General features: G+C 71.6%; 21 protein-coding genes. 11 read left to right on the top strand and 10 right to left on the bottom strand.

Features of this window, described 5'->3' with window-relative positions; genetic code table 11:
• The first annotated feature begins 59 nt into the window (after nucleotides 1-59).
• Nucleotides 60-662, top strand: coding sequence for a dihydrofolate reductase family protein (locus NLX85_RS11785; protein ID WP_254334482.1), 603 nt, complete (start codon nucleotides 60-62; stop codon nucleotides 660-662).
• A gap of 61 nt (nucleotides 663-723) precedes the next feature.
• On the opposite strand, the gene NLX85_RS11780 is transcribed toward NLX85_RS11785, so the two are convergent.
• A complete protein-coding gene (locus tag NLX85_RS11780) occupies nucleotides 724-1,197 on the bottom strand; it encodes an FxLYD domain-containing protein (RefSeq protein ID WP_254334480.1) in 474 nt (157 codons plus the stop codon).
• Nucleotides 1,198-1,432: 235 nt separating this feature from the next.
• Nucleotides 1,433-2,608 carry a low temperature requirement protein A gene (locus NLX85_RS11775; protein ID WP_254334478.1) on the bottom strand — a complete coding sequence of 392 codons (1,176 nt, stop codon included), beginning with the start codon at nucleotides 2,606-2,608 and terminating at the stop codon, nucleotides 1,433-1,435.
• Nucleotides 2,609-2,759: 151 nt separating this feature from the next.
• On the opposite strand from NLX85_RS11775, the gene NLX85_RS11770 reads away from it, so the two are divergent.
• The gene (locus tag NLX85_RS11770; RefSeq protein WP_254334476.1) at nucleotides 2,760-3,233 is read left to right on the top strand and encodes a hypothetical protein; all 474 of its coding nucleotides are present in this window, start codon (nucleotides 2,760-2,762) and stop codon (nucleotides 3,231-3,233) included.
• A gap of 75 nt (nucleotides 3,234-3,308) precedes the next feature.
• On the opposite strand, the gene NLX85_RS11765 is transcribed toward NLX85_RS11770, so the two are convergent.
• The 4 genes from NLX85_RS11765 to NLX85_RS11750 all read right to left on the bottom strand — a co-directional run bounded on the left by NLX85_RS11765 (nucleotide 3,309) and on the right by NLX85_RS11750 (nucleotide 6,930).
• On the bottom strand, nucleotides 3,309-5,165 hold the full coding sequence (locus tag NLX85_RS11765; protein ID WP_254335529.1) for a potassium transporter Kup: 1,857 nt from the start codon (nucleotides 5,163-5,165) through the stop codon (nucleotides 3,309-3,311).
• A gap of 223 nt (nucleotides 5,166-5,388) precedes the next feature.
• Complete coding sequence (locus NLX85_RS11760; RefSeq protein ID WP_046564396.1) at nucleotides 5,389-5,643, bottom strand: Smr/MutS family protein; 255 nt, start codon at nucleotides 5,641-5,643, stop codon at nucleotides 5,389-5,391.
• A gap of 59 nt (nucleotides 5,644-5,702) precedes the next feature.
• The gene (locus tag NLX85_RS11755) at nucleotides 5,703-6,068 is read right to left on the bottom strand and encodes a M48 family metallopeptidase (RefSeq protein WP_148430834.1); all 366 of its coding nucleotides are present in this window, start codon (nucleotides 6,066-6,068) and stop codon (nucleotides 5,703-5,705) included.
• 91 nt (nucleotides 6,069-6,159) lie between these two features.
• Entirely contained in the window at nucleotides 6,160-6,930 is a 771-nt protein-coding gene (locus tag NLX85_RS11750; protein ID WP_254334474.1) for an ROK family protein, read from the bottom strand.
• A 79-nt stretch (nucleotides 6,931-7,009) separates the two neighbouring features.
• On the opposite strand from NLX85_RS11750, the gene NLX85_RS11745 reads away from it, so the two are divergent.
• From NLX85_RS11745 to NLX85_RS11735, 3 genes are all read left to right on the top strand, one after another.
• Entirely contained in the window at nucleotides 7,010-8,647 is a 1,638-nt protein-coding gene (locus tag NLX85_RS11745) for an ABC-F family ATP-binding cassette domain-containing protein (protein WP_254334471.1), read from the top strand.
• A 38-nt stretch (nucleotides 8,648-8,685) separates the two neighbouring features.
• On the top strand, nucleotides 8,686-9,003 hold the full coding sequence (locus NLX85_RS11740) for a hypothetical protein (RefSeq protein ID WP_254334469.1): 318 nt from the start codon (nucleotides 8,686-8,688) through the stop codon (nucleotides 9,001-9,003).
• 90 nt (nucleotides 9,004-9,093) lie between these two features.
• A complete protein-coding gene (locus NLX85_RS11735; protein WP_254334467.1) occupies nucleotides 9,094-9,819 on the top strand; it encodes a methyltransferase domain-containing protein in 726 nt (241 codons plus the stop codon).
• A 105-nt stretch (nucleotides 9,820-9,924) separates the two neighbouring features.
• On the opposite strand, the gene NLX85_RS11730 is transcribed toward NLX85_RS11735, so the two are convergent.
• Entirely contained in the window at nucleotides 9,925-10,926 is a 1,002-nt protein-coding gene (locus NLX85_RS11730; protein WP_254334465.1) for a LacI family DNA-binding transcriptional regulator, read from the bottom strand.
• Nucleotides 10,927-11,075: 149 nt separating this feature from the next.
• On the opposite strand from NLX85_RS11730, the gene NLX85_RS11725 reads away from it, so the two are divergent.
• Genes NLX85_RS11725 through NLX85_RS11705 form a run of 5 tightly spaced genes read left to right on the top strand, consistent with a single transcriptional unit; the run spans nucleotide 11,076 to nucleotide 16,771 of the window.
• The gene (locus tag NLX85_RS11725; RefSeq protein WP_254334464.1) at nucleotides 11,076-12,587 is read left to right on the top strand and encodes an alpha-N-arabinofuranosidase; all 1,512 of its coding nucleotides are present in this window, start codon (nucleotides 11,076-11,078) and stop codon (nucleotides 12,585-12,587) included.
• 37 nt (nucleotides 12,588-12,624) lie between these two features.
• Nucleotides 12,625-13,956 carry an ABC transporter substrate-binding protein gene (locus NLX85_RS11720; protein ID WP_254334461.1) on the top strand — a complete coding sequence of 444 codons (1,332 nt, stop codon included), beginning with the start codon at nucleotides 12,625-12,627 and terminating at the stop codon, nucleotides 13,954-13,956.
• A 6-nt stretch (nucleotides 13,957-13,962) separates the two neighbouring features.
• Nucleotides 13,963-14,925: a carbohydrate ABC transporter permease gene (locus NLX85_RS11715; protein ID WP_254334459.1), complete on the top strand. Its 963-nt coding sequence runs from the start codon at nucleotides 13,963-13,965 to the stop codon at nucleotides 14,923-14,925.
• An 11-nt stretch (nucleotides 14,926-14,936) separates the two neighbouring features.
• On the top strand, nucleotides 14,937-15,761 hold the full coding sequence (locus NLX85_RS11710; RefSeq protein WP_254334457.1) for a carbohydrate ABC transporter permease: 825 nt from the start codon (nucleotides 14,937-14,939) through the stop codon (nucleotides 15,759-15,761).
• Nucleotides 15,758-16,771 carry a glycoside hydrolase family 43 protein gene (locus tag NLX85_RS11705; RefSeq protein ID WP_254334455.1) on the top strand — a complete coding sequence of 338 codons (1,014 nt, stop codon included), beginning with the start codon at nucleotides 15,758-15,760 and terminating at the stop codon, nucleotides 16,769-16,771. Before NLX85_RS11710 ends, NLX85_RS11705 begins: the two co-directional genes overlap by 4 nt.
• Nucleotides 16,772-16,837: 66 nt before the next feature.
• Here NLX85_RS11705 and NLX85_RS11700 read toward each other — a convergent pair whose 3' ends face one another.
• On the bottom strand, nucleotides 16,838-18,331 hold the full coding sequence (locus tag NLX85_RS11700) for an amino acid permease (protein WP_254334453.1): 1,494 nt from the start codon (nucleotides 18,329-18,331) through the stop codon (nucleotides 16,838-16,840).
• Between the two features lie 302 nt (nucleotides 18,332-18,633).
• On the opposite strand from NLX85_RS11700, the gene NLX85_RS11695 reads away from it, so the two are divergent.
• A complete protein-coding gene (locus NLX85_RS11695; RefSeq protein WP_254334452.1) occupies nucleotides 18,634-20,292 on the top strand; it encodes a glycoside hydrolase family 10 protein in 1,659 nt (552 codons plus the stop codon).
• Between the two features lie 51 nt (nucleotides 20,293-20,343).
• Here the strand turns inward: NLX85_RS11695 and NLX85_RS11690 are convergent, their stop codons facing one another.
• Together NLX85_RS11690 and NLX85_RS11685 are read right to left on the bottom strand one after the other, a co-directional pair.
• Entirely contained in the window at nucleotides 20,344-21,030 is a 687-nt protein-coding gene (locus NLX85_RS11690) for a class I SAM-dependent methyltransferase (protein WP_254334450.1), read from the bottom strand.
• A 164-nt stretch (nucleotides 21,031-21,194) separates the two neighbouring features.
• A complete protein-coding gene (locus tag NLX85_RS11685; protein ID WP_254334447.1) occupies nucleotides 21,195-21,842 on the bottom strand; it encodes a PadR family transcriptional regulator in 648 nt (215 codons plus the stop codon).
• Between the last annotated feature and the right edge of the window lie 8 nt (nucleotides 21,843-21,850).

Below are 21,850 nucleotides of genomic sequence, written 5' to 3'. Positions count from 1 at the left end.
AGCTGAGCCAGCTTCTACCCCCGGGTGAAGGACAGACCCACGATCCCGAGGAGCAGATCATGACGAAGGTGACGACCGGAGCCACCATGTCGCTGGACGGCTACATCGCCGACGCGACCCACGGCGGGTTCGAACACCTCTTCCAGTGGTACGGCAACGGCGACGTGGAGACGAAGACGGCCAACCCGGACCTGAGCTTCCACACGTCGGCGGCGAGCGCGGAACACATCCGCGCGCTGACCGAGCGGACCGGCGCGCTCGTCGTCGGCCGGCGGCTGTTCGACATGACGAACGGTTGGGGCGGCCGGCACCCGATGGACGTGCCGGTCGTCGTGGTCACCCACCACGTGCCGGACGGCTGGGACCGGGAGGGCGAGTCGTTCGTGTTCGTCACCGACGGCATCGAGGCCGCGATCGACCGGGCGAAGGCGATCGCCGGCGACAAGGAGGTCGGCGTCAACGGCGGCACCATCGCCACGCAGGTGCTGGAGGCCGGCCTGCTCGACGAGGTGCACGTCGACCTCGTCCCGGTCCTGCTGGGCGACGGCATCCCGTTCTTCGCCGGCCTGAAGATCGCCCCTGTCCTGTTGGAGGGCCCCAACAGGGTCGTCCAGGGCAACGGGGTCACCCACCTGGCCTACCGGGTCCGCAAGCAGGGCTGACGCTGCCGGCGGCGAGCCGTGTGGCCCCCGGGGGATCGCCCGGGGGCCACGGTTCAGCGGGTCAGGAGACCTTGTCGATCTTGCAGGAGACGTCGCCGGTCACCTTCTGGCTCAGCACGACCATGCCCTGCTCGACGGCCTTCTGGCCGGGTCGCACGTCGGAGACGATGGTGGTGGTGCTGCCCACCCGGGTGCCCTTGGCGTCGAGCACGAACACGTCCACGAGGTACGTGTTCTGGTCCTTGCTGGTGTTGTTCACCTCGACGTCGAACTTCACGTTCGCCAGGAACTCGTCGCCGGCCGACTCGGCCTCACACGACTTGAGCTCGACGTGCCCGGCCTTCGCCTCCTGGCTCTTGCTGACGTCACTGGCCGCCTTGCCGACCAGCGCGGTGCAGGCCACGAAGCCGCCGCCGCAGAGCAGGACGGCCAGGCCGGCGATGATGAGGAAGACCTTCAGCCCGGTCGACATCCCCTTCTTCGGCGGGGGCGCGGGGGCGAACCCAGGCGGCGGGGGCGGGGTCGGCTGCGACATTCGTTGTGCCTTTCCATGGACGATCGTGAGCCTCCGGCGGGTTTTCCGGGCCGGAGGCTCACTGGTGCTTGTTTCCGCAGGTCATGGCGACGCCCCCGAGGCGGGAGCGACCCGGGCAGAGAGTGTCACGGCGGACGCCTCTACAAGATCAACCACCTCGGTGCTTGCTGTCAGACAATCAGTTACCCTGGGCAACTAATCGGGCGACGGGGGCCCGCCAATCGGCTGAACATGATCAACCGGGACGCCCCCTCAGCCCGGGGCGGCTCGACCGCCCGCCCAGGGCGTCGCCGGTCACCACCCCCGCCAGCATCAGCACGACGAGGGTGGTGACCAGCACCGGCGGCCAGCCACCCACCCACGGCATCGCGGCCACCAGGATCAGCAGCCAGAACACCCGGTGCCACGGGACCGTGCCGACGATCTTGTAGGTGAACAGGGTGCGGCCGAGCAGGAAGAGCGCCGGTCCGCCGAAGATCAGCGCGATCCACCGCCGCGGCGTGTCGCCCGTGGGCCGCTCGACGACCAGGTCGAACGCGGCGGCGGTGCAGACGATGCCGGCGAGCATGACCAGGTGCGTGTACGGCGCGAGCCGGGTCGCCCGCCGCAACAGCCGCGGGGCGGCGGTCCGCACGATGTCGCCCGCCCCCAGGACGTAGACCTGCCAGAGCAGCAGCATGGCGATGAAGGCGGTCAGGAACGCGGTCGCCCGGGCCAGGGTGAACTCGGACCGGGCGATCTCCAGCGTCGGCACCAGGATGATGTCGCCGAGCGCCAGGATGACGAACTGCTGGTAGCGCTCGCCCAGGTGCTCCGTGGTCTTCTCGTACTGCCCGAAGGGCACCCGGCCGAGGCCGGGCGTCGGGTAGCGCGCCGCGGCCGAGACGTAGTCCATCGTCACCGCGACGACCCAGAGCGTCCAGGACCAGCCGTCCGGCAGCAGCGCGCCACCGACCCAGAAGAAGCTGGAGACCACGAACCAGAAGAGGAAGCGGGCGGCCCGCTGCTCGGCCATGTGCCGGTGCCGGTGCAGCACGCCGACCAGCACCACCCCACGCACCAGGTGCGGGATCACGTAGCCCACCGCGAAGACCAGCGCGTGCGAGTCGACGGCCAGCGCCGCCGCCGTCACCACGGCACCCAGCATGGTGATCATCAGGATGCCCTGGATCGGCCGCTGGTCCGGATCGTAGAAGTCGGTGGTGGTCGAGGTGATCGACCAGGTCCACCAGACCGCCATCAGCATGATCACGACCGGCGCGAGGCCGTTCCACGAGGCCCGCTCGGCGATCAGCATCGAGACCAGCGCCAGCGCCGCCACGAAGACGACGTCGAAGAGCAGCTCCAGCAGGGTCGCCCGGGTCGAACCGTTCGGCCGGCGCACCAGCTCGCCGCTGCCTCCGGTCGTCATGCCCGGCCTCCCGCCCCCGTCGACGCCGGGTCGCGGGCGACGCTGCGTCCCCGAGGATTATCGGCCGCTTCGGGGTGGCCCGTCCCGAAATCGGCGTTCCCGTACCGCCCACGATGTAACGGGCAGCCGGGTCGCTCCCGCCTGTAGGAAGGTGAAGCCAAGCTGGGCGAACAGCGCCTCCCTGCCCGACCTCTCCGCGATCGCGAGGGAGCGGGCAGCCCTGGCGACGATCGCCGACGCGATCGTCTCGGCGTCGGTCGACAAGGGCCTCCGGATCGAGGTGGCCTGCCCCGCGTCCCGCCTCGCCGTGGCGGACCACCTGGCACAGGCCCTGCACGCCCGGGGCCGCGTCTGCCGCTGCCGCCCGGCCGGGTCGGAGCCGGGAGAGGCCGGCTTCCCGGCCGGCGAACGGGGACAGCCGGGCGTCGTGGTCATCACTGGCGGGCCCGCCACCGGGACCGGTCGTGACGTGCTGTGCGTGGACGTCCGGGTGACCGGCGTTCCCGCCCAGGACGGGTTCCCGGCGGGCGGTGACCCGGACATCGTCCTCGACTACCAGGACCCGGACGGGCCGATGATCCGCTACCTCGCGCCCCACCTGTCGGCCGGCGACCGGCGCCGGTGATCCCGGCCTTGCGGTGCGGCCACTTCCCGCGGGTCGGCGAAGACCAGGACGTTGACCTGCGACGCGATCGCAGGTTCAGACCGGGACCTCGGCGCTGAGGACGATGGTGCGTTCCTCGGGCAGGTGCAGGAACTCGGCATGGCTGGCGGCGTTGTGGGCGAGAGCGATGAACAGACGTTTTCGCCAGACGGCCATACCCGGCTGACGGGTGCAACGCAGGGTGATCCTCGAAACGAAGTAGGAGACCTCGTCGAGGGCTATCCCCCTGGCGAGGGGGTGAACGGCGGCCCGGCGCAGGACCTCGGGGAAGTCGGTGGGGTCTTGAAAGCCGAAGACGGCGGTGATGTGGATGATGCCGTCATCCGGGTCGCCGAGGTCGTCGATCGTCAGCCGTGCGTCCCAAGGAATGTGCGGGACGTTGGCGGTACGACCGGTGATGATCACAATCCTCTCGTGCCGAACGTGGTTGTGAGCCACGTTCGCGCGAAGTGCCAGCGGCGTCGTCTCCTTGTTCGGGTGGGGGAACACCGCGGTGCCCGGCACCCGGGGGATGTTCGTGGCGTGCAGGGTGTCGATGAAATCGGGGAGCGGTCCTTCCCGCTCCGTCCGCCGGGCGGTGACCAGGTCGGCCCCGCGCCGCCAGGTCAGCAGGACCGTGAACAGGCAGATCGCGATGAGCAGCGTCAGCCAACCGCCGTGCGTGACCTTGGCCAGGTTCGCGGTGAAGAAGGTCAGTTCGATGCTGCCGAAGACGACCCCGAAGAGCACCAGCCGCCCGGTGCCCCAGCGCCACCGCGCCCGCGCCACCACCAGGACCAGGGTCGTGGTGATCATGAAGGTGCCGGTCACCGCAACCCCGTAGGCGGCGGCAAGGTTCGTGGACGAGCCGAACGCGAACACCACCACCAGGACCGCCGCGAACAGACTCCAGTTCACTCCCGGGGCGTAGATCTGCCCGTACTCGCGGCGGGAGGTCTGCCGGATGCGCAGGTGTGGCAGGAAGCCCAGCCGCATGGCCTCCCGGGAAACCGAGAACGCCCCGGTGATCACGGCCTGCGAGGCGATGACGGTGGCCACGGTGGCCACGAGGACCATCGGCAGTTGCGCCCAGTCCGGGAGCAACAGGAAGAACGGATTCTGCCGGCTTTCCGGTGTGCGTAGGATCAGCGCGCCCTGGCCGAGGTAGTTGAGCGTCAACGCGGGAAACACGATCGCGAACCAGGCCCGGCGGATCGGGGCGCGGCCGAAGTGCCCCATGTCCGCGTAGAGAGCTTCGGCGCCGGTGATCGCCAGCACGACGGCGCCCATCGCGATGAACGCGATGACCGGGTGTTCCACGACGAACAGGGCGGCGTACGTCGGTGACAGCCCGGCCAGCACACTCGGGTGACGTACCACCTCGGCCGCGCCGGCGACGCCCAGGCAGGCGAACCACAGCAGCATGATCGGCCCGAAGACAGCCCCGACCCGTCCGGTACCCCAACGCTGGAGGGCAAAGAGCAGGGTGAGGATCACCGCCGACGCCGGCAGGACCACCACCGCCCACCGCGGGGAGATGACCTCCAGCCCCTCGACCGCCGACAGCACCGAGATCGCCGGGGTGATCACGCTGTCGCCGTAGAACAGAGCGGCGCCCAAGGCCCCGAGCGCCAGCACCGCGGCGGCGCGCCTTTCGCCGGCCTTGATCAGCGCCCGTCGCGCGAGGGCGGCCAGGGCCATCACTCCGCCCTCGCCCTCGTTGTCGGCCCGCAGGACGAAAATGACGTATTTCACCGACACGATCAGGATGATCGACCAGAAGACCCACGAGATCACGCCGTACACGTCGGGAGCGTCCGGGGTCAGGCTGCGGTCGAGGGTGAAGACCGTCTTCAGCGCGTACAGCGGGCTTGTGCCGATGTCGCCGTAGACGACCCCCAACGCGCCGAGCAGCAGACCCAGCCGCGCCGCCGGCGATGGTCGAGGCGCCGTCCCACCATCCTCGGTCGGCCCCTCGCCGTCTGCTGCGGACTGCTCGCTGTTCCCACGCTCCGCCACCCCACAGGCATACCAACCCGTACGCCGCGCATCCCCCGGACTGCGAACTTTGGTGACGCCGGCTCTGCCGGGCCGGTGAACCGCGCTGCCCGAAGACGACCGGCGCCGATGCCCGCTCCTACTTCCAGCGGAAGTGGACGAAGAGGCGGCCGAAGTTCTTCGAGTCCTTCTCGACCCGGTGGTAGAGCTGCTTGACGTCCTTCTGGTCGAGGAAGCGCAGCACCTTCTTCTTGAGCTGGCCGGACCCCTTGCCGGGGATGATCTCCACGAGGGTGGCCTTCTTCGCCACCGCCTCGTCCATGATCCCGCGCAGCGCGCGGTCGATGTCGTGGCCGCGGTTGTAGATGTCGTGGAGGTCGAGCTTGAGCTTCACCAGCCCATCGTAGGTACGACGAAGGGCAGCCCGGCAGGGCTGCCCTTCGTGGTCGACCGTCAGCGGCCGCCGACCTTGCCCTCCACCCGGCGCAGCGCCGTGGTGTAGTCGGCGTTGGTCGAGTACATGGCCGCCGCGATGCGCAGGTGCCGCAGCGCGTCGGCGGGGCGGTTCATCCGCTCCAGCGTCCGGCCCAGCACGTGGTGCGCGTAGTGGTCGCTCGGGTCCCGGTCGACCAGCTCGCGCAGCTGCTCCTCGGCCCGGTTGAGCTGGGCCGACTGGAAGTACGCCCGGGCCAGCAGCTGCCGGACCGAGGAGTTGCCGGGCTCGGCCTCGACGATGGGCTCGAGCAGCCGGGCCGCTCCGGTCGGGTCACCTGCTTCGAAGAACATGGTCGCCCGCCGGTACTCCGCCAGAAGATCCACTCGACGCACCTCCTCGTGTCGCGCCAGCCCTTTGTCCGACGCTGGCACAACACCAGCCGTACCGCGAGTGTTCCTTCGGGTGTGATCGCGCTCAGGGGGTCGGGTCGAACCGGTCGCCCACCAGGTCCCAGGCCCGGACACCACCGACGATGCCGGCCGTGTTCGGGACGACCACGACGTCGTCGCCCATCCGGGCCAGTTGTTCCGGCCGGATCAGCCGCGAGTTGCCGCCGCCCAGGTAGAGCCGGTCCCAGCGGAAGACCGGCCGCAGGCCGTCCACGACCTGGCGGATCCGCCGGGACCAGAACGCGTCGCCGAGCCGCCGCCGTTCCGGCTCCCCGACGTAGGTGTCGTAGGTGGTGTTCCAGCGCACCGGGGCGTGCGACAGCTCCAGGTGCGGGGCGAGCACCCCGCCGTCGAAGAGCGCGCTGCCCAGCCCGGTGCCGAGGGTCAGCACCAGTTCGCAGCCGGTCCCGGCGACCACGCCCGCGCCGTGCACCTCGGCGTCGTTGAGCACCAGCGCCGGGACGCCGAACGCCTCGGCCAGGGCGCTGCGCACGTCGTACCCGGACCACTCGGCGACCAGGTCGGGGTCGACCCGGCTGCGCGGGCCGGAGCGGGTCACGTAGTGCGGGGTGGCCACCACCACGCCGTGCCGGATCATGCCGGGCATTCCGACGGTGAGCCGGTCCGCCGCGGGCAGCCGGCCGCCGAGGTCCAGCAGCGTCTTGACGAACAGGGTCGGCGGCAGCGGGTACGGCGTGGGAACGCGCAGGGGGCGGGCCCGCATCGTCCCCGCGGCGTCCAGCACGGAGGCCTTGATCCCGCCGCCCCCGCAGTCGATCGCCAGAGTGGTCACCACGGCTGTGAGTCTTCCTCACCCCGGACCGGCCCCGAGCGCGGGTCAACCGATTCGCCGCGCCGGTAGGCTCGGTCTCCTCATGAGCGCCACGTTGATCGCCAAGGACCTCACCGCCGGGCACGGCGACCGCCTCCTCTTCACCGACCTGGACCTGGTGGTCGCCCCGGGCGACGTGGTCGGGCTGGTCGGGGTGAACGGCGCCGGCAAGTCCACCCTGCTGCGCACCCTCGCCGGGCTCCAGCCGCTGGAGCAGGGCTCGGTGGCGTTGAACCCGCCGGCCGCCACCGTCGGCTACCTGCCGCAGGAGCCGGAGCGCCGGCCGGGCGAGACGGTCCGGGACTTCCTGGCCCGCCGCACCGGGGTGACGGCGGCGCAGGCGGCGCTCGACGCCGCCACGGAGGAGCTGACCGCCGGCGCGGCGGGCGCGGACGACGCGTACGCCACGGCGCTGGAGCGCTGGCTCGACCTGGGCGGGGCGGACCTGGACGAGCGGGCCGAGCAGGTGGCCGCCGAGCTGGGGCTCCGCGTCGACCTGGAGCACCCGATGACGGGCCTGTCCGGCGGCCAGGCGGCCCGCGCCGGGCTGGCCTCGCTGCTGCTGAGCCGGTACGACGTCTTCCTGCTCGACGAGCCCACCAACGACCTGGACCTGGCCGGCCTGGACCGGCTGGAGCGGTTCGTCACCGGGCTGCGCGCCGGCACGGTGCTGGTCAGCCACGACCGGGAGTTCCTCACCCGGACGGTCACCCGGATCGTCGAGCTGGACCTGCACCAGGGGCAGGTCAACCACTTCGGCGGCGGCTACGCGGCCTACCTGGAGGAGCGCGAGGTGGCCCGCCGGCACGCCCGCGAGGAGTTCGAGGAGTACGCCGGCACCCGGGCCCAGTTGGAGGCGCGGGCCCGGACGCAGCGGTCCTGGATGGAGAAGGGCGTGAAGAACGCCCGCCGCAAGGCCACCGACAACGACAAGATCGGCCGCAAGTTCCGCTCCGAGTCCACCGAGAAGCAGGCCGCGAAGGCCCGGCAGACCGAGCGGTTGATCGAGCGGCTGGAGGTGGTCGAGGAGCCGCGCAAGGAGTGGGAGCTGCGGATGGAGATCGCCGCCGCGCCCCGCGCCGGCGCCGTCGTGGCCGCGCTCCGGGGCGCCGTCGTACGCCGTGGCGACTTCACCCTCGGCCCGGTGGACCTCCAGATCGACTGGGCCGACCGGGTGGCGATCACCGGGGCGAACGGCTCCGGCAAGAGCACCCTGCTGGCCGCGCTGCTCGGCCGGCTGCCGCTGGACGAGGGGCACGCCGCGCTCGGCCCGGGCGTGGTGGTGGGCGAGGTGGACCAGGCCCGGGGGCTCTTCCTCGGCGACCAGCCGCTGCTGGACGCGTTCGGCGCTGCCGTACCCGACCTGAACCCGGCGGACGTGCGGACGCTGCTGGCCAAGTTCGGCCTGCGGGCCGACCACGTGCTGCGGCCGGCGGCCACCCTGTCCCCCGGCGAGCGGACCCGGGCCGCGCTGGCCCTGCTGCAGGGGCGCGGGGTGAACCTGCTGGTGCTGGACGAGCCGACCAACCACCTGGACCTGCCGGCGATCGAGCAGCTGGAATCGGCGCTGGCCGGCTACCCGGGGACCCTGCTGCTGGTGACCCACGACCGGCGGATGCTGGACGCGGTGAGCGTGAACCGGCGGCTGCGGGTGGCGGACGGACGGATCGCCGAGGATTGATCCGTGCCGACCCGGGCGCGCGGGGTGAGAATGACCCCATGCTCAAGTGGGAGTACGCGCTGCTGGTCCGCCGCCGCCAGGCCGCCACCACCGACATCGGGTGGGAGGTCGTCTTCATCTGGTACGGCCCGGACGGCTCCATGATCGACGTCACGCCGTACGGCGACACCGCGCTGGCCCACCTGAACCGGGCCGGTGACCAGGGCTGGGAACTGGTCGCGATGAGCGAGGACCCGTCGCTGCCCGGCAACAACGAGTTGCACCGCTACCACCTGAAGCGGCCGAAGGCGGCCGCTTCGCAGCCCCGCCAACGGATGCGCGGTTCCCGCACCGCCCGCCGCACCATCGCCGGCTGACCGCCGCCGCCGGCTGGCGGCGGCCCGGATTCGGGCAGGTGAGGCATATCGGGCGGGGATGCGGGTATCGCGCCGCCCGGAGGTGGGCGCATGGTGGCGATGGCGCAATCCGCACTGTCGGGCGAGCGGCTGCGGGAGGTCGACGGCTTCCTCGCCGAGGCGTGGGCCGACCTGGCCCGGCACGACGAGCGGCTGCGCGGGCTGACCGTGGAGGTGCGCTTCGACCGGGGCGTCGCCCACCTCGACGGCGCGGTCGCCGACCCGGCCCAGCTACGGCTGGTCCGGGACCTGGTGGGCCGGCTGGCCGGGGTGCTCGGCGTCTGGTGCCGGGTGAGCGTCGCCGGGCGCGCGCCCGTGGTGATGGACCTGGGTTGCGGGGCGACCAAGCAGTGGCCGGGCAACCTGGGGCTGGACATCTACCCGGCGCCCGGGGTGAACGCGGTGGCGGACCTGTCCGGCTCCCTGCCGCTGGCCGACGACTCGGTGGACGTGTTCTTCGCGGTGCACATCCTGGAGCACCTGATCGACTTCCTGCCGCTGCTGGACGAGTGCCACCGGGTGCTGCGCCCGGGTGGCGTGCTGCACGTGATGAGCCCCTGGTGGCGGCACGTGAACGCGGTCGCCGACCCGACCCACGTCCGCCTGCTGGACGTGCAGACCATCAAGGGCGTCTGCGGTCAGCGCCCGCCCGGCACCCCGCGCTGGTACCCGCTGCACGTGGGCTGCGACGGCGCCTCCATCTTCGCCGACCTGACCCCCCTGGCACCGGACGCCCCACCCCCGCCGAAGTCCCACCTGGCCCGCTTCTTCGACTGACCCACCCGCGCGTCGATCATGAAGTTGTTGCCACGACACGCCGCAGGCGAGGACAACAACTTCATGATCATCGAGACGGGGCGCGCCGGGCCGAGGAGGGGCGAGTCAGGGGGCGGATTCGCGGAGGGCCAGGCGGTGTGGGGCCACCAGTTCGCGGGGTGGGGTTTCCGGGTCGGCCGTCAGGCGGTTGGCCAGGAGTTCTACCGCCAGGCGGGCAATGCGTTCCTTGTCGGGGGCCACCGTGCTGAGGGTGGGGATGGAGAAGCGGCCGTCCTCGATGTCGTCGAAGCCGGCCACGGCGACGTCGTCGGGCACCCGGAGGCCGGCCTCGTGCAGGGCGCGCAGCGCGCCGAGGGCCAGGGTGTCGTTGAAGCAGAAGACGGCGTCGGGGCGTACCCCGGTGGAGAGCAGGTGCCGCATGGCGGCCGCGCCGTCCGCGCGGTGCCAGGCCGGCGCGGGCGCCACCAGCCGCTCGTCGTACGCGATGCCGGCGTCGGCCAGCGCGGCGGCGTAGCCGGTCAGGCGGAGCCGGGCGCTGGCCCCCTCGGGGGTGCGCTGCGAGCCGATCGCGGCGATCCGGCGGCGGCCGAGCCCGACCAGGTGGGTGGTGATCTCCCGGGCGGCGGCCACGTTGTCGACCACCACGTGGTCGGCGGGGCCGTGGTCGACCCGCTCGCCGAGCAGCACCATGGGCATGCCGTCGAGGCCGGCGAGGTCGTCGGCGGTGAGCGCGAGCGGGCTGAAGATCAGGCCGTCGATCATGTGGTCACCGATGCCGCTCGCGGCCTTGCGTTCCTGCTCGGGGCCGCCGCCGGTCTGGTCGATCAGCACCGTCCAGCCGTGCTCGGCGGCGGCGGTGACCACGTGCCGGGCCAGCTCGGCGAAGTAGGGGATGTCCAGCTCGGGCACGGCCAGGGCGATCACCCCGGTGCGCCCCTTGCGCAGGTTGCGGGCGGAGAGATTGGGCCGGTAGTTGAGTTCGGCGATGGCCGCCTCGACCCGGGCGCGCGTGTCCGCGCGGACGTGCTGGTAGCCGTTGACCACGTTGGAGACGGTCTTCACCGACACGCCGGCCCGTTCCGCGACGTCCTTGAGCCTGTGCCGCACTGAACTTCCTCCCGGGTGACTGCTGGGGCGCACTCTACCGCGTCACGACGACGTAACGACCCCTTTACATCGTTGCTTACAACGTTGTACAAACCAGGGACACCGGTGACCGAGGTCACCGGGACAGCACCGAGGAAAGGGTGGCACCCGTGCCGAACGCGCAGCTGACGATCGACCCGACCTTCACCGTCGGCACGGCCGACCGTCGCCTCTTCGGTTCCTTCGTCGAGCACATGGGGCGCTGCGTCTACGGCGGGGTCTACGAGCCGGGCCATCCGGACGCCGACCCGCGCGGCTTCCGGCGCGACGTGCTGGAGCTGACCCGCGAGCTGGGCGTCTCCGTCGTCCGCTACCCCGGCGGCAACTTCGTCTCCGGCTACCGCTGGGAGGACGGCGTCGGCCCGGTCGGCGACCGCCCGCGCCGGCTCGACCTGGCCTGGAAGACCGTCGAGACCAACGCCTTCGGGCTGGACGAGTTCATGACCTGGGCGGCCGAGGCCGGCGTCGAGCCCATGATGGCCGTCAACCTCGGCACCCGCGGCGTGCAGGAGGCGTGCGACCTGCTGGAGTACGCCAACCACCCGGGCGGCACCCAGCTGTCCGACCTGCGCCGCAAGCACGGCGCCGAGGAGCCGTACGGGGTGCGGCTCTGGTGCCTCGGCAACGAACTGGACGGCCCGTGGCAGGTCGGCCACAAGACCGCCGACGAGTACGGCCGGCTCGCCGCGGAGACCGCCCGCGCCATGAAGATGATCGACCCCTCGATCAGCCTAGTCGCCTGCGGCAGCTCCAACCGCGGGATGCCGACCTTCGCCTCCTGGGAGGCGACCGTGCTGGAGCACACCTACGAGCACGTCGACTACATCTCGGCCCACACCTACTACGACCCGTCCGACGGCGACCGGGCCAGCATCCTGGCCTCGGCCGTGGACATGGACAGTTTCATCCGCGAGGTGGTCGCCACCGCCGACCACGTGGCCGCGAAGCAGCGGCAGAAGCGCAAGCTGAAGATCTCCTTCGACGAGTGGAACGTCTGGTACCAGTCCCGCCTCCAGGCCGACCTAGACCGGCGCGGCTGGGTCGAGGCGCCGGCCCTCATCGAGGACGACTTCACCGCGGTCGACGCGGTGGTGGTCGGCGACCTGCTGATCACCCTGCTCCGGCACGCCGACCGGGTCGGGGTGGCCTGCCAGGCCCAGCTCGCCAACGTGATCGCCCCGATCCGGACCCGGACCGGCGGGCCGGCCTGGCGGCAGAGCATCTTCCACCCGTTCGCCCTGACCGCCCGGCACGCGCGCGGCACCGTGCTGCGCACCGAGCCGGTCGGCCCGACCTACGAGACGAAGCGGTACGGCGAGGTGCCGGTGCTGGACACCGTCGCCGTGCACGACGAGGAGACCGGCGAGCTGGCCGTCTTCGCGGTCAACCGGGGCCCGAACGAGCTCCCGGTCGACCTGGACCTGCGCGGCCTGCCCGGCCTGCGCGCGGTCGAACACGTCACCCTCGCGGCCGGCGCCGACCCGGCCGCCACGAACACCGAGGCCGAGCCCACCCGGGTGACGCCCCGGCAGCTCACCACCCCCACCCCCGACGGCGGCCGGTGCTCCGTGGCGCTGCCCGCCTGCTCCTGGAACCTGCTGCGCTTCGCACCTCAGTCGTGACCAGGCAATACTGCATCCCGTCCCCCAAGGAGTAAGCATGATCCAGAACGAGATGAGCCGGCGCCGGCTGCTCGGCCTCGGCGTCGGGCTCGGCGCGGCGGCCACGCTGACGCTGGCCGGCTGCGGCGGCGGCAGCAGCACCAAGGGGTCCACCGCGGCCGGCAACGGCGGCAAGGCGTACACCGGCCCGAAGGTCGACCTGAAGCTGTGGAACGGCTTCACCGGCGGCGACGGCGACATCTTCAAGAAGCTGGTCGAGCAGTTCAACAGCGAGCACCAGAACATCGCCGTCAGCGTGATCACCTACGAGTGGCAGGACTACTACAGCAAGCTGCCCGGCGCGGTCTCCAGCGGCAACGGGCCGGACATCGCGGTCATGCACATGGACCAGCTCGCCACCTTCGCCGCCCGCGGCGTGATCACCGAGCTGGACGACGTGGCCACGGCCCTGCAGCTGAGCGAGGGCGACTTCGCCCCGACGGTGTGGAAGGGCGGCCTCTACCACGACAAGCGGTACGGCATCCCGCTGGACATGCACCCGCTGGGCTTCTACTACAACAAGGCCGTCATGCAGAAGGCCGGCCTCGACCCGAACAAGCCGCCGACGACGAAGGACGAGTACACGGCGGCGCTCACCGAGCTGAAGAAGTCGGGCATCCAGGGCTTCTGGGTCAGCCCGTTCCAGTTCACCGGCGGCATGACCTTCTACAGCCTCCTGCACCAGTGGGGCGGGACGCTCTTCGACGGCGAGGTGGCGAAGGCGACCTTCAACTCGGACCCGGCCGTCGAGGCGTGCACCTGGCTGGTCGACATGATCAAGCAGGGCTTCTCCCCCGCCAACGTGGGCCAGGACGCCGACTACCTGGCGCTCAAGAGCGGCAAGAACGCCTTCAACTGGAACGGCATCTGGCAGATCAACGACCTGAAGAAGAGCGCCGGCCTGCAGTGGGGCGTCGCGCCGCTGCCGCAGATCGGCAGCCAGAAGGCCGCCTGGGCGAACTCGCACAACTTCACGATCGTCAAGCAGCGCAGCGCCGACAACAACAAGGTCTCCGGGGCCAAGGTCTTCATCAACTGGCTCAGCGAGCACTCCCTCGACTGGGCCAAGGGTGGCCAGATCCCGGCCCGCAAGGAGGTCAGGGAGGGCGCCGAGTTCAAGGCCCTGCCGGAGATCAGCGTGCTCGCTCCCGAGCTGGAGTACGCCGCCTTCCCGCCGGCCGCGCCGGGTCTCGGCGAGGTCATGGTCACCTTCTACAACGCCTTCAACGAGGCCGCGCTCGGCAAGAAGTCGCCGAAGCAGGCGCTGGACGACGGCGTGGCCAAGGCGAACAAGCAGCTCGAGGACAACCGCAAGAAGTACGGGAGCTGATCCGCCGTGGCGGACGTGATCGAGGTCGGGGCGGCGCGTGGTGACGCGCCGCCCCCGGCGGGCCGCGCCCGCCGCCGGGGCGTGACGGAACGGGGGCACCGGGCGACGCCCTACCTCTTCCTCGCGCCGTACCTGGTTCTCTTCCTGGTCTTCGGGCTGGCGCCGATCCTGTTCGGGGTCTGGTTCAGCCTGCACCAGTGGGACCTCCAGCTGCCGAACCGGCCGTTCGTCGGGCTGGAGAACTACCGCGACCTGTTCTCCAGCGACTCGGCGGACTACGCGGACTGGTGGGCCGCCGTCCGGGCGACGGCGATCTTCACGGTGCTGTCGGTGCCGCTGCTGGTGGTGGTCCCGCTGGGCCTGGCCCTGCTGCTGAACGAGAAGTTCCCCGGCCGGACGTTCTTCCGGGCCGCCTTCTTCGCCCCCTACGTGCTCGGCGTCGCGGTGATCGGCCTGCTCTGGCGCTTCCTGCTGGACGCGAACCTCGGCCTGGTGAACCGGCTGCTCGGCGCGGTCGGGCTGCCCGCGGACACCCCCTGGGTGACCGACGTGCCGTGGGCCTGGGTGTCCCTGGTCGGCGTGACGGTCTGGTGGACCTGCGGCTTCAACGCGGTGATCTACCTGGCCGGGCTCCAGGACATCCCGGCCGAGCTGTACGAGGCGGCGCGGGTCGACGGCGCGGGCGCCTGGGACCGGTTCCGCCACGTCACCCTGCCGGGGCTGCGCCCGGTGCTGCTGTTCGTGCTCACCACGACGATCCTCGCCTCGGCGAACGTCTTCGGGCAGTCCTTCCTGATCACGCAGGGCGCGCCGGGTGAGCAGACCCGGACGGTGGTCTGGCGGATCGTCGACGAGGGGCTGCGCAACTACGACGTGGGCCAGGCGTCCGCGATGAGCGTGCTCTTCGCGCTGATGCTGGCGGTGGTCAGCATCGTCAACTTCCGGCTGTTCCGCTACCGGGAAGACTGAGGGGGACGACCATGACGAACGTGCGTCGGGCCGTGCGCTACGCCGCGCTGGTCCTGATCACCGCGGTGTTCGTGACCCCGCTGGTCTGGATGGCTCTGACCTCCCTGAAGACGTACGACGACGCGCAGCAGGATCCGCCGAGCTGGCTGCCGAACCCGTTCTCCACCTACGGCTACGACCAGATCCTCGGCAACACCGCCAACCCGGTGCTGCGCTGGTTCGTCAACAGCATGCTCGCCGCCAGCCTGCACACGCTGCTGGTCCTGGTCACCGCGTCGATGGCCGCGTACGCCCTGGCCCGGCTGCGGTTCCGGGGCCGGAAGCTGAGCTTCGCGCTGATCGTCGGGACGCTGTTCCTGCCGCCCACCTCGCTGATCATCCCGAACTTCGTGATCGCCGATCAGCTGGGGTGGATCGACAGCCTCACCGTGGTGGTGGTGCCCGGCGCGGCGAGCGCCTTCGGCGTCTTCTTCCTGCGCCAGTTCTTCCTCTCCATCCCGGCCGAGCTGGAGGAGGCGGCCGTGCTGGACGGGGCGAACCAGTGGGAGGTCTTCACCCGGGTGCTGCTGCCGCTGTCGAAGCCGGCGCTGGCCACCCTCGCGGTGCTGTCGTTCCTGACCAACTGGAACGACTTCCTGTGGCCGGTCTACGTGCTGTTCAGCCCCGAGCGGCTGACCCTGCCGGCCGGTCTGGGCCTGCTCCAGGGCGCCTACGTGACCGACTACCCGGTGATCATGGCGGGGGCGGTGCTGGCCAGCGTGCCGGTGCTGATCCTGTTCGTGCTCGCCCAGCGGCACATCATCCAGGGCGTGTCCCGCAGCGGCCTCAAGGGATGATCGACCGGCGGATCCGGCGACGCGGCGCGGCGGCCCTGACCGCCGCGCTGCTCGTCGCCGGTTGCAGCAGCGGAGAAACCCCGTCGAGTACGCCGGAGGGCGCACCCGTGTACACCAACCCGGTCGTCCGGACCGATGCCCCCGACCCGCAGGCGATCCGGGTCGGCGAGACCTGGTACCTGTTCCACACCAACTCGGGCGGCCGGAACGTCCCGGTGCTCACCTCGCCCGACCTGGTCGACTGGACCCCGGCCGGTGACGCGCTGCCGGAGCTGCCGGCCTGGGCCGACGCCGGGAAGACCTGGGCGCCGGAGGTCATCCAGCTCGCCCCGGACCGGTTCGCCCTCTACTACACGGTGGCCGACCGGGCCTCCGGCCGGCAGTGCCTCGGCCGGGCGGTGGCGGCCACCCCGCTCGGGCCGTACCGGGACGACGCGGAGGGGCCGCTGCTCTGCCAGGCGGAGCTGGGCGGCTCGATCGACGCCAGCCCGTACCGGGACGCCGACGGGAGCCTGTGGCTGCTCTGGAAGAACGACGGCAACGCCATCGGCGTGGACACCTGGCTCTGGTCGCAGCGCCTCTCGCCGGACGGGCTGCGGCTGGTCGGCACGCCGACGAAGCTGCTCAAGCAGACCGAGCCGTGGGAGGGCACGCTGATCGAGGGCCCGTTCTTCCACCGGCACGACGGGAAGCTGCTGCTCTTCTTCGCCGCCAACGCCTACGACCAGGCGAGCTACGCCGAGGGCTACGCGGTCTGCGAGAGCCCGACGGGGCCGTGCGTGAAGGCCGCGGAGAACCCGATCCTGAGGTCGAACGCGGTCGCCTCCGGCCCGGGCCACGCCTCGATGGTCTCCAAGGACGGCCGCACCTGGCTGCTGTACCACGCCTGGCCGCCCGGGCAGGAGGGCAGCACCGACCCGGGCCGCCAGGTCTGGCTCGACGAGGTGGTCTGGACCGACGGCCGGCCCGTGGTGAAGGGCCCGACGGCGGAGCCCCAGCCGCGCCCCTGAGCCGAAGACGTGACATCGCGGTATCCCCGGTGCCCGGATACCGCGACGTCGTCCTCCGGGGGTCGGTCAGCTCGTCGCGGCCGGCTCCGGGTCCGCCCGGTGCTCGCGGCGGGCCAGGCGGTTCTTCCGGTGCCCGTAGCCGAAGTAGATGATCGCGCCGAGCAGCATCCAGGCGAGGAACCGGAGCCAGGTCTCCACCGACAGGTTGAGCATCAGGTAGAGGCAGGCCAGCGCGGAGACGATCGGCAGCACCGGCGAGAACGGCACCTTGAACGGCCGCTCCAGCTCCGGGCGCCGCCGGCGCAGGATCGGCACCGCGATCGAGACCAGCACGAACGCGCAGAGCGCGCCGATGCTGACCAGGTCGGCCAGCGCGGAGAGCGGCAGGAAGCCGGCCAGCAGGGCCACGCCGACCGTCATGATCGCGGAGATCCGGTACGGGGTGCCCCAGCGCGGGTGGACCTTGGCGATCGACGGCGGGATGAGCCCGTCCCGGCCGATGGCGAAGCCGATCCGGCCCATGGCCACCAGGTCGACCAGGATAACGCTGGTCAGGCCGGCGACGGCGGCGATGGAGACCAGGATGGCGGCCCAGCCGGCGCCGACGGCCTCGAAGGCCGAGGCGATCGGGGCGCCCTCGTCGATGTCGGTGTAGCGGACCATGCCGACCAGGACCAGCGAGACGCCGATGTACAGCACCGTCGAGACGCCCAGCGTGCCGAGCAGGCCCAGCGGCAGGTCGCGGCGGGGCTTGCGGGTCTCCTCGCCGAGGTTCGCCACGGCCTCGAAGCCGGTGTACGCGAAGAACACCACCGCGGCGGCGGTGAGCACCCCGGCGAAGCCGAAGACGGAGGGCTCCAGCCCGAAGAGGGCCTGGGTGACCGGCTGCCGGATGCCGTCCTCCCCGCCCCCGGCCGGCTCGGTGGTCGGGATGAACGGGCTGAGGTTGGCGGCCTTCACGAAGAACGCCCCGGCGACCACGATGAAGACGCAGATGGCGACCTTGACCAGGACCAGCAGGTTGGTCACCCGGGCGGACTCGCGGATGCCCACGATGCCGACCACGCCGAGGATCAGCACGATGGCGATCGCGCCGAGGTTGACGACGCTGCCCTCCTCGGCGAACCAGGCGCTGGGCAGGTCGAACAGTTCGGCGAGGTAGCCGGACCAGCCGCGGGCCACCACCGCCGAGCCGAGCGCGAATTCCAGCAGCAGGTCCCAGCCGATGATCCAGGCGACGATCTCGCCCATCGTCGCGTACGCGTAGGTGTAGGCGCTGCCGGCGGTCGGCACGCTGGACGCCAGTTCCGCGTAGCAGAGGGCGGCGAGCAGCGCGACCACGCCAGCGATGGCGAACGAGATCACGACGCCGGGGCCGGCGTGGTTCTTCGCCTCGATACCGGTCAGCGTGAAGATGCCGGTGCCGATCACGATGCCGATGCCGAAGCCCATGAGGTCGATCGCGCCGAGGCGGCGACGCAGTCCGGGCCGGCCGTCCTCGCCGTCGGCCTCACCCTGGGCGAGCACGTCCCGGATCGGTTTCGTCCGCAGGACGGACATGACCACCTCCCGTGCGACCACCACGGTGGCGGTCCGTGACCGGGCAAGCTACCCAGGGCCCTGACGCGCTAACCCGATACGGGAGGTGTCGGACAGGTCACGATTCGGGCCGTGTCCCGGCTCACCCTCGGACGTTCGGCCCCACCTGCACATCGATCCGTCTGCAGGTCTTGCGTCGTGTCCCGATTGATGAAAGTTTTCTACCGGGGACAGTTACTGTGCGGCGAATCTTGCCGGATGCGCCGCCCGTCCGCCGCCACCCGACACCGCCCCCGTGAGTTCCAACGAAGGGACCGCACCGCATGAAGGCAACTCGGCTCAGAGCCGCCGGGCTGGCCGTGGCGCTGCTCGGCGCGCTCGTCGCCGGCACCCCCGCGAGCGCCGCGGAGAGCGACACGGCGACCGACTCCACCGCGACCACCTGCGTCACCGACCCGGCCGTCCCCAAGCGGCAGTTCCGGGCCATGTGGATCGCCTCGGTGACGAACATCGACTGGCCCAGCAAGGACTCCTGGACCGCCCCGGACCAGGTCGCCAAGCAGAAGGCCGAATACCTGGCCTGGCTCGACCTGGCCCAGAAGCTCCACCACAACGCCGTCGTGGTCCAGGTCCGCCCGACCGCCGACGCGTTCTGGCCCTCGGAGATCGAGCCCTGGTCGGAGTACCTGACCGGGGTCCGCGGCAAGGACCCGGGCTGGGACCCGCTGGCCTTCCTCGTCGAGGAGTCGCACAAGCGGAACCTGGAGTTCCACGCCTGGTTCAACCCGTACCGGGTCTCCATGCCGGCTCCCGGCGGCGCCGGCGCCGACATCTCGAAGCTCGCCCCCAACCACCCGGTGCGCCAGCACCCGGACTGGGTGTTCGCCTACCCGCCGGCCGGGGTCGCCGGCAGCCGGCTCTACTACAACCCCGGCATCCCCGAGGTCCGCGAGTTCGTGCAGACCGCGATGATGGACGCGGTCACGCGGTACGACATCGACGGCGTGCACTTCGACGACTACTTCTACCCGTACCCGAGCGGCACGTACCAGTACCCGGACGACGCCACCTTCGCCCAGTACAACCGGGGCTTCACCGACAAGGCCGACTGGCGGCGGGACAACATCAACCTGCTGATCCAGGAGATGAGCGGCAAGATCAAGGCGGCGAAGCCGTGGGTGAAGTTCGGGGTCAGCCCGTTCGGCATCTGGCGCAACAAGTCGGCCGACCCGAACGGCTCGGACACCACCGGCTCGCAGTCGTACGACATCATCTCCGCCGACACCCGCAAGTGGGTCAAGGAGGAGTGGATCGACTACATCGTGCCGCAGCTCTACTGGTACATCGGCCAGTACCCGGCCGCCGACTACGCGCGGCTGGTGCCGTGGTGGGCGGAGACCGTGCGGGGCACCGACGTCCAGCTCTACATCGGGCAGGCCGACTACAAGAGCGGTGAACCGGCGTACGGCTCCTTCTGGATGAACCCGCAGGAGCTGTCGAACCACCTGACGCTCAACCGGTCGTACCCGGAGGTGCTCGGCAACGTGCACTTCTCCGCGGTGCAGGTGCGGGCGAACCGGCTCGGCGCCACCGACATCTACGCGGCCGAGCACTACTCCCGCCCGGCGCTGGTGCCGACCATGTCGCAGCTGCCGTCCAAGCCGCTGCTCATGCCGCTGGTCACCCGCGCCGAGCGGCAGGACGACGGGGTGCACCTGAGCTGGCGGCAGCCGGCCGACGGCGAGGGCCCGTTCGGGGAGGCCACCTCGTACGCGATCTACCGGTTCGACGGCGTCGGCCTGGCCGACCGCTGCGATTTCGCCGACGCGTCCCACCTGGTCGCCACCGTCCGCGGCACGGACGGCGACGTGCAGTCCTGGGTGGACACCACCGCGACGGCCGGCGCGCACACCTACTACGTGACCGCGCTGGACCGGCTCTGGAACGAGGGCCCGGTCAGCCCGCCGCGCTTCGTGCGCTGACCCGACCGGTGACGCCCGGGGCCCGCTCGCGGGTCCCGGGCGTCGCCGTGTTCAGCCGGCCTTGCGCAGCCGGACCTCCAGCCCGATCAGCCCGTCCCGGTCCACCTCGGCGCCGCCGAAGGCGCTCTCCGCGGCGAGCCGGGCGAAGGCACCGGCCGTGACCGCCCGCCGGCGCAGCATCCGCAGCGCCGACCGGGTCCAGAAGCCGTCCAGCCCGCCCAGCCCCATCCGGGCCACCTCCCGCTCGATGTCCGCCGGCGAGGCGTCGGCCCGCAGGTCGTGGATCACCGCCCGGCCGCCCGGCCGCAGCACCCGGTGCAGCTCGTCCAGCGCCCGGACCGGGCGCACGAAGTTCTTGAACGCCGCCTGGCAGACGACCAGGTCGAACGAGTCCGCCGGGAAGGGCAGCTCGTGCACATCGCCCTGGCGGAAGGTCGCCTCGACCCCGGCGCGCCGGGCCGCCTCCCCCGCCAGTTCCACGAACGTCCGGCTGACGTCCAGCCCGGTGATCCGGTACGCCCCCAGCCGGGCCAGCTCGATCGCCAGGTAGCCGGGGCCGGGCGCCACCTCCAGCACCGCCGCCCCGGGCGGCAGCCCCTCGGCCAGCCGGGCGGCCTGCCGCCGGTACTCGGCCAGTTGCGCGGCGGAGCCGCGGTTGCGGGCGTACCAACGGGCGGTCCGCCCCTCCATCTCGGGCAGCAGCTTGCGTTTGGGCGCGTGCAGGTCCTTCGTGCTCATCTCTTCCTCCGGTCTCGGGTCGTGCGGGCACGAACCGACCCGGGGACGGGAGCCCGGTTATCGTTGCGGTTGCCACCTCGCGGCCGGGTTGCCGTTCCCGCGGTCTCGGTTCGCAGGTCAGGGCCCCGGCGGTGGTGTTCCCGCACCCCCGCCGGGGTCCGCTCTCAGTGCGGCTCGGTCCCCCTCTCCGCCAGGTCCGCCCAATCCGGCGGCACCGCGCCGGTCTCGTGCCAGGCCCGCCACTCGGCCACCCCCGGCAGCGCGCCGGTGGTCAGCTCGTCGAGCAGGCCGCGCACCCAGGTGGCCTCGGCCTCCCGGACGGCCAGGTCGTACTCGGCCTCGATGAGGAAGATCCGGGGCACCTCGCGGGCGTGGCCGGCCAGCGCGGCCCGCTGCGCGGCGAGCTGGCCCTCCAGCCGGTCGAGGCGCTGCCGCAGCAGCTCGATCGCCTCGTCGGGCCCGAGGACGCCGAGCACCGACAGGCCGGCCTCGAACCGGGGCTGCTCCCGCTCCGGGACGGCGACCAGCTCCCGGGTCCAGTCGACGAGCTCCGCGCGCCCGGCGTCGGTGATCCGGTAGACGGTGCGCTCCGGGCGCCGCCCCTGCCGGCCGCTCTCCACCGCCGCCAGCAGGCCGTGCCGCTCCAGGTTCGCCACCACCGTGTAGAGCGAGCCCCACTTGATCGGCATGTCCTGGTCCTTGCCGCGGGCGCGCAGGACGGTGGCGATCTCGTAGGGGTGGCGGGGCCGCTCGGCCAGGGCCGCGAGCACGGCGAGGGCCAGCAGGTTGCGGACCGGGCGTCGCTTCGCCACCGCCGTCC

The organism is Micromonospora sp. A3M-1-15 (assembly GCF_024213425.1).
In the GTDB taxonomy this organism is placed as follows: Bacteria; Actinomycetota; Actinomycetes; order Mycobacteriales; family Micromonosporaceae; genus Micromonospora; species Micromonospora chersina.
This window is presented reverse-complemented; position numbering and strand designations above follow the sequence as displayed.

Bases quoted from the DNA above. Each gene is read 5' to 3' on its own strand.
- NLX85_RS11785 (WP_254334482.1), top strand. From the start codon at position 60: ATGACGAAGGTGACGACCGGAGCCACCATGTCGCTGGACGGCTACATC.
- NLX85_RS11780 (WP_254334480.1), bottom strand. From the start codon at position 1,197: ATGTCGCAGCCGACCCCGCCCCCGCCGCCTGGGTTCGCCCCCGCGCCC.
- NLX85_RS11775 (WP_254334478.1), bottom strand. From the start codon at position 2,608: ATGACGACCGGAGGCAGCGGCGAGCTGGTGCGCCGGCCGAACGGTTCG.
- NLX85_RS11745 (WP_254334471.1), top strand. From the start codon at position 7,010: ATGAGCGCCACGTTGATCGCCAAGGACCTCACCGCCGGGCACGGCGAC.
- NLX85_RS11740 (WP_254334469.1), top strand. From the start codon at position 8,686: ATGCTCAAGTGGGAGTACGCGCTGCTGGTCCGCCGCCGCCAGGCCGCC.
- NLX85_RS11735 (WP_254334467.1), top strand. From the start codon at position 9,094: ATGGTGGCGATGGCGCAATCCGCACTGTCGGGCGAGCGGCTGCGGGAG.
- NLX85_RS11720 (WP_254334461.1), top strand. From the start codon at position 12,625: ATGATCCAGAACGAGATGAGCCGGCGCCGGCTGCTCGGCCTCGGCGTC.
- NLX85_RS11710 (WP_254334457.1), top strand. From the start codon at position 14,937: ATGACGAACGTGCGTCGGGCCGTGCGCTACGCCGCGCTGGTCCTGATC.
- NLX85_RS11705 (WP_254334455.1), top strand. From the start codon at position 15,758: ATGATCGACCGGCGGATCCGGCGACGCGGCGCGGCGGCCCTGACCGCC.
- NLX85_RS11700 (WP_254334453.1), bottom strand. From the start codon at position 18,331: ATGTCCGTCCTGCGGACGAAACCGATCCGGGACGTGCTCGCCCAGGGT.
- NLX85_RS11695 (WP_254334452.1), top strand. From the start codon at position 18,634: ATGAAGGCAACTCGGCTCAGAGCCGCCGGGCTGGCCGTGGCGCTGCTC.
- NLX85_RS11690 (WP_254334450.1), bottom strand. From the start codon at position 21,030: ATGAGCACGAAGGACCTGCACGCGCCCAAACGCAAGCTGCTGCCCGAG.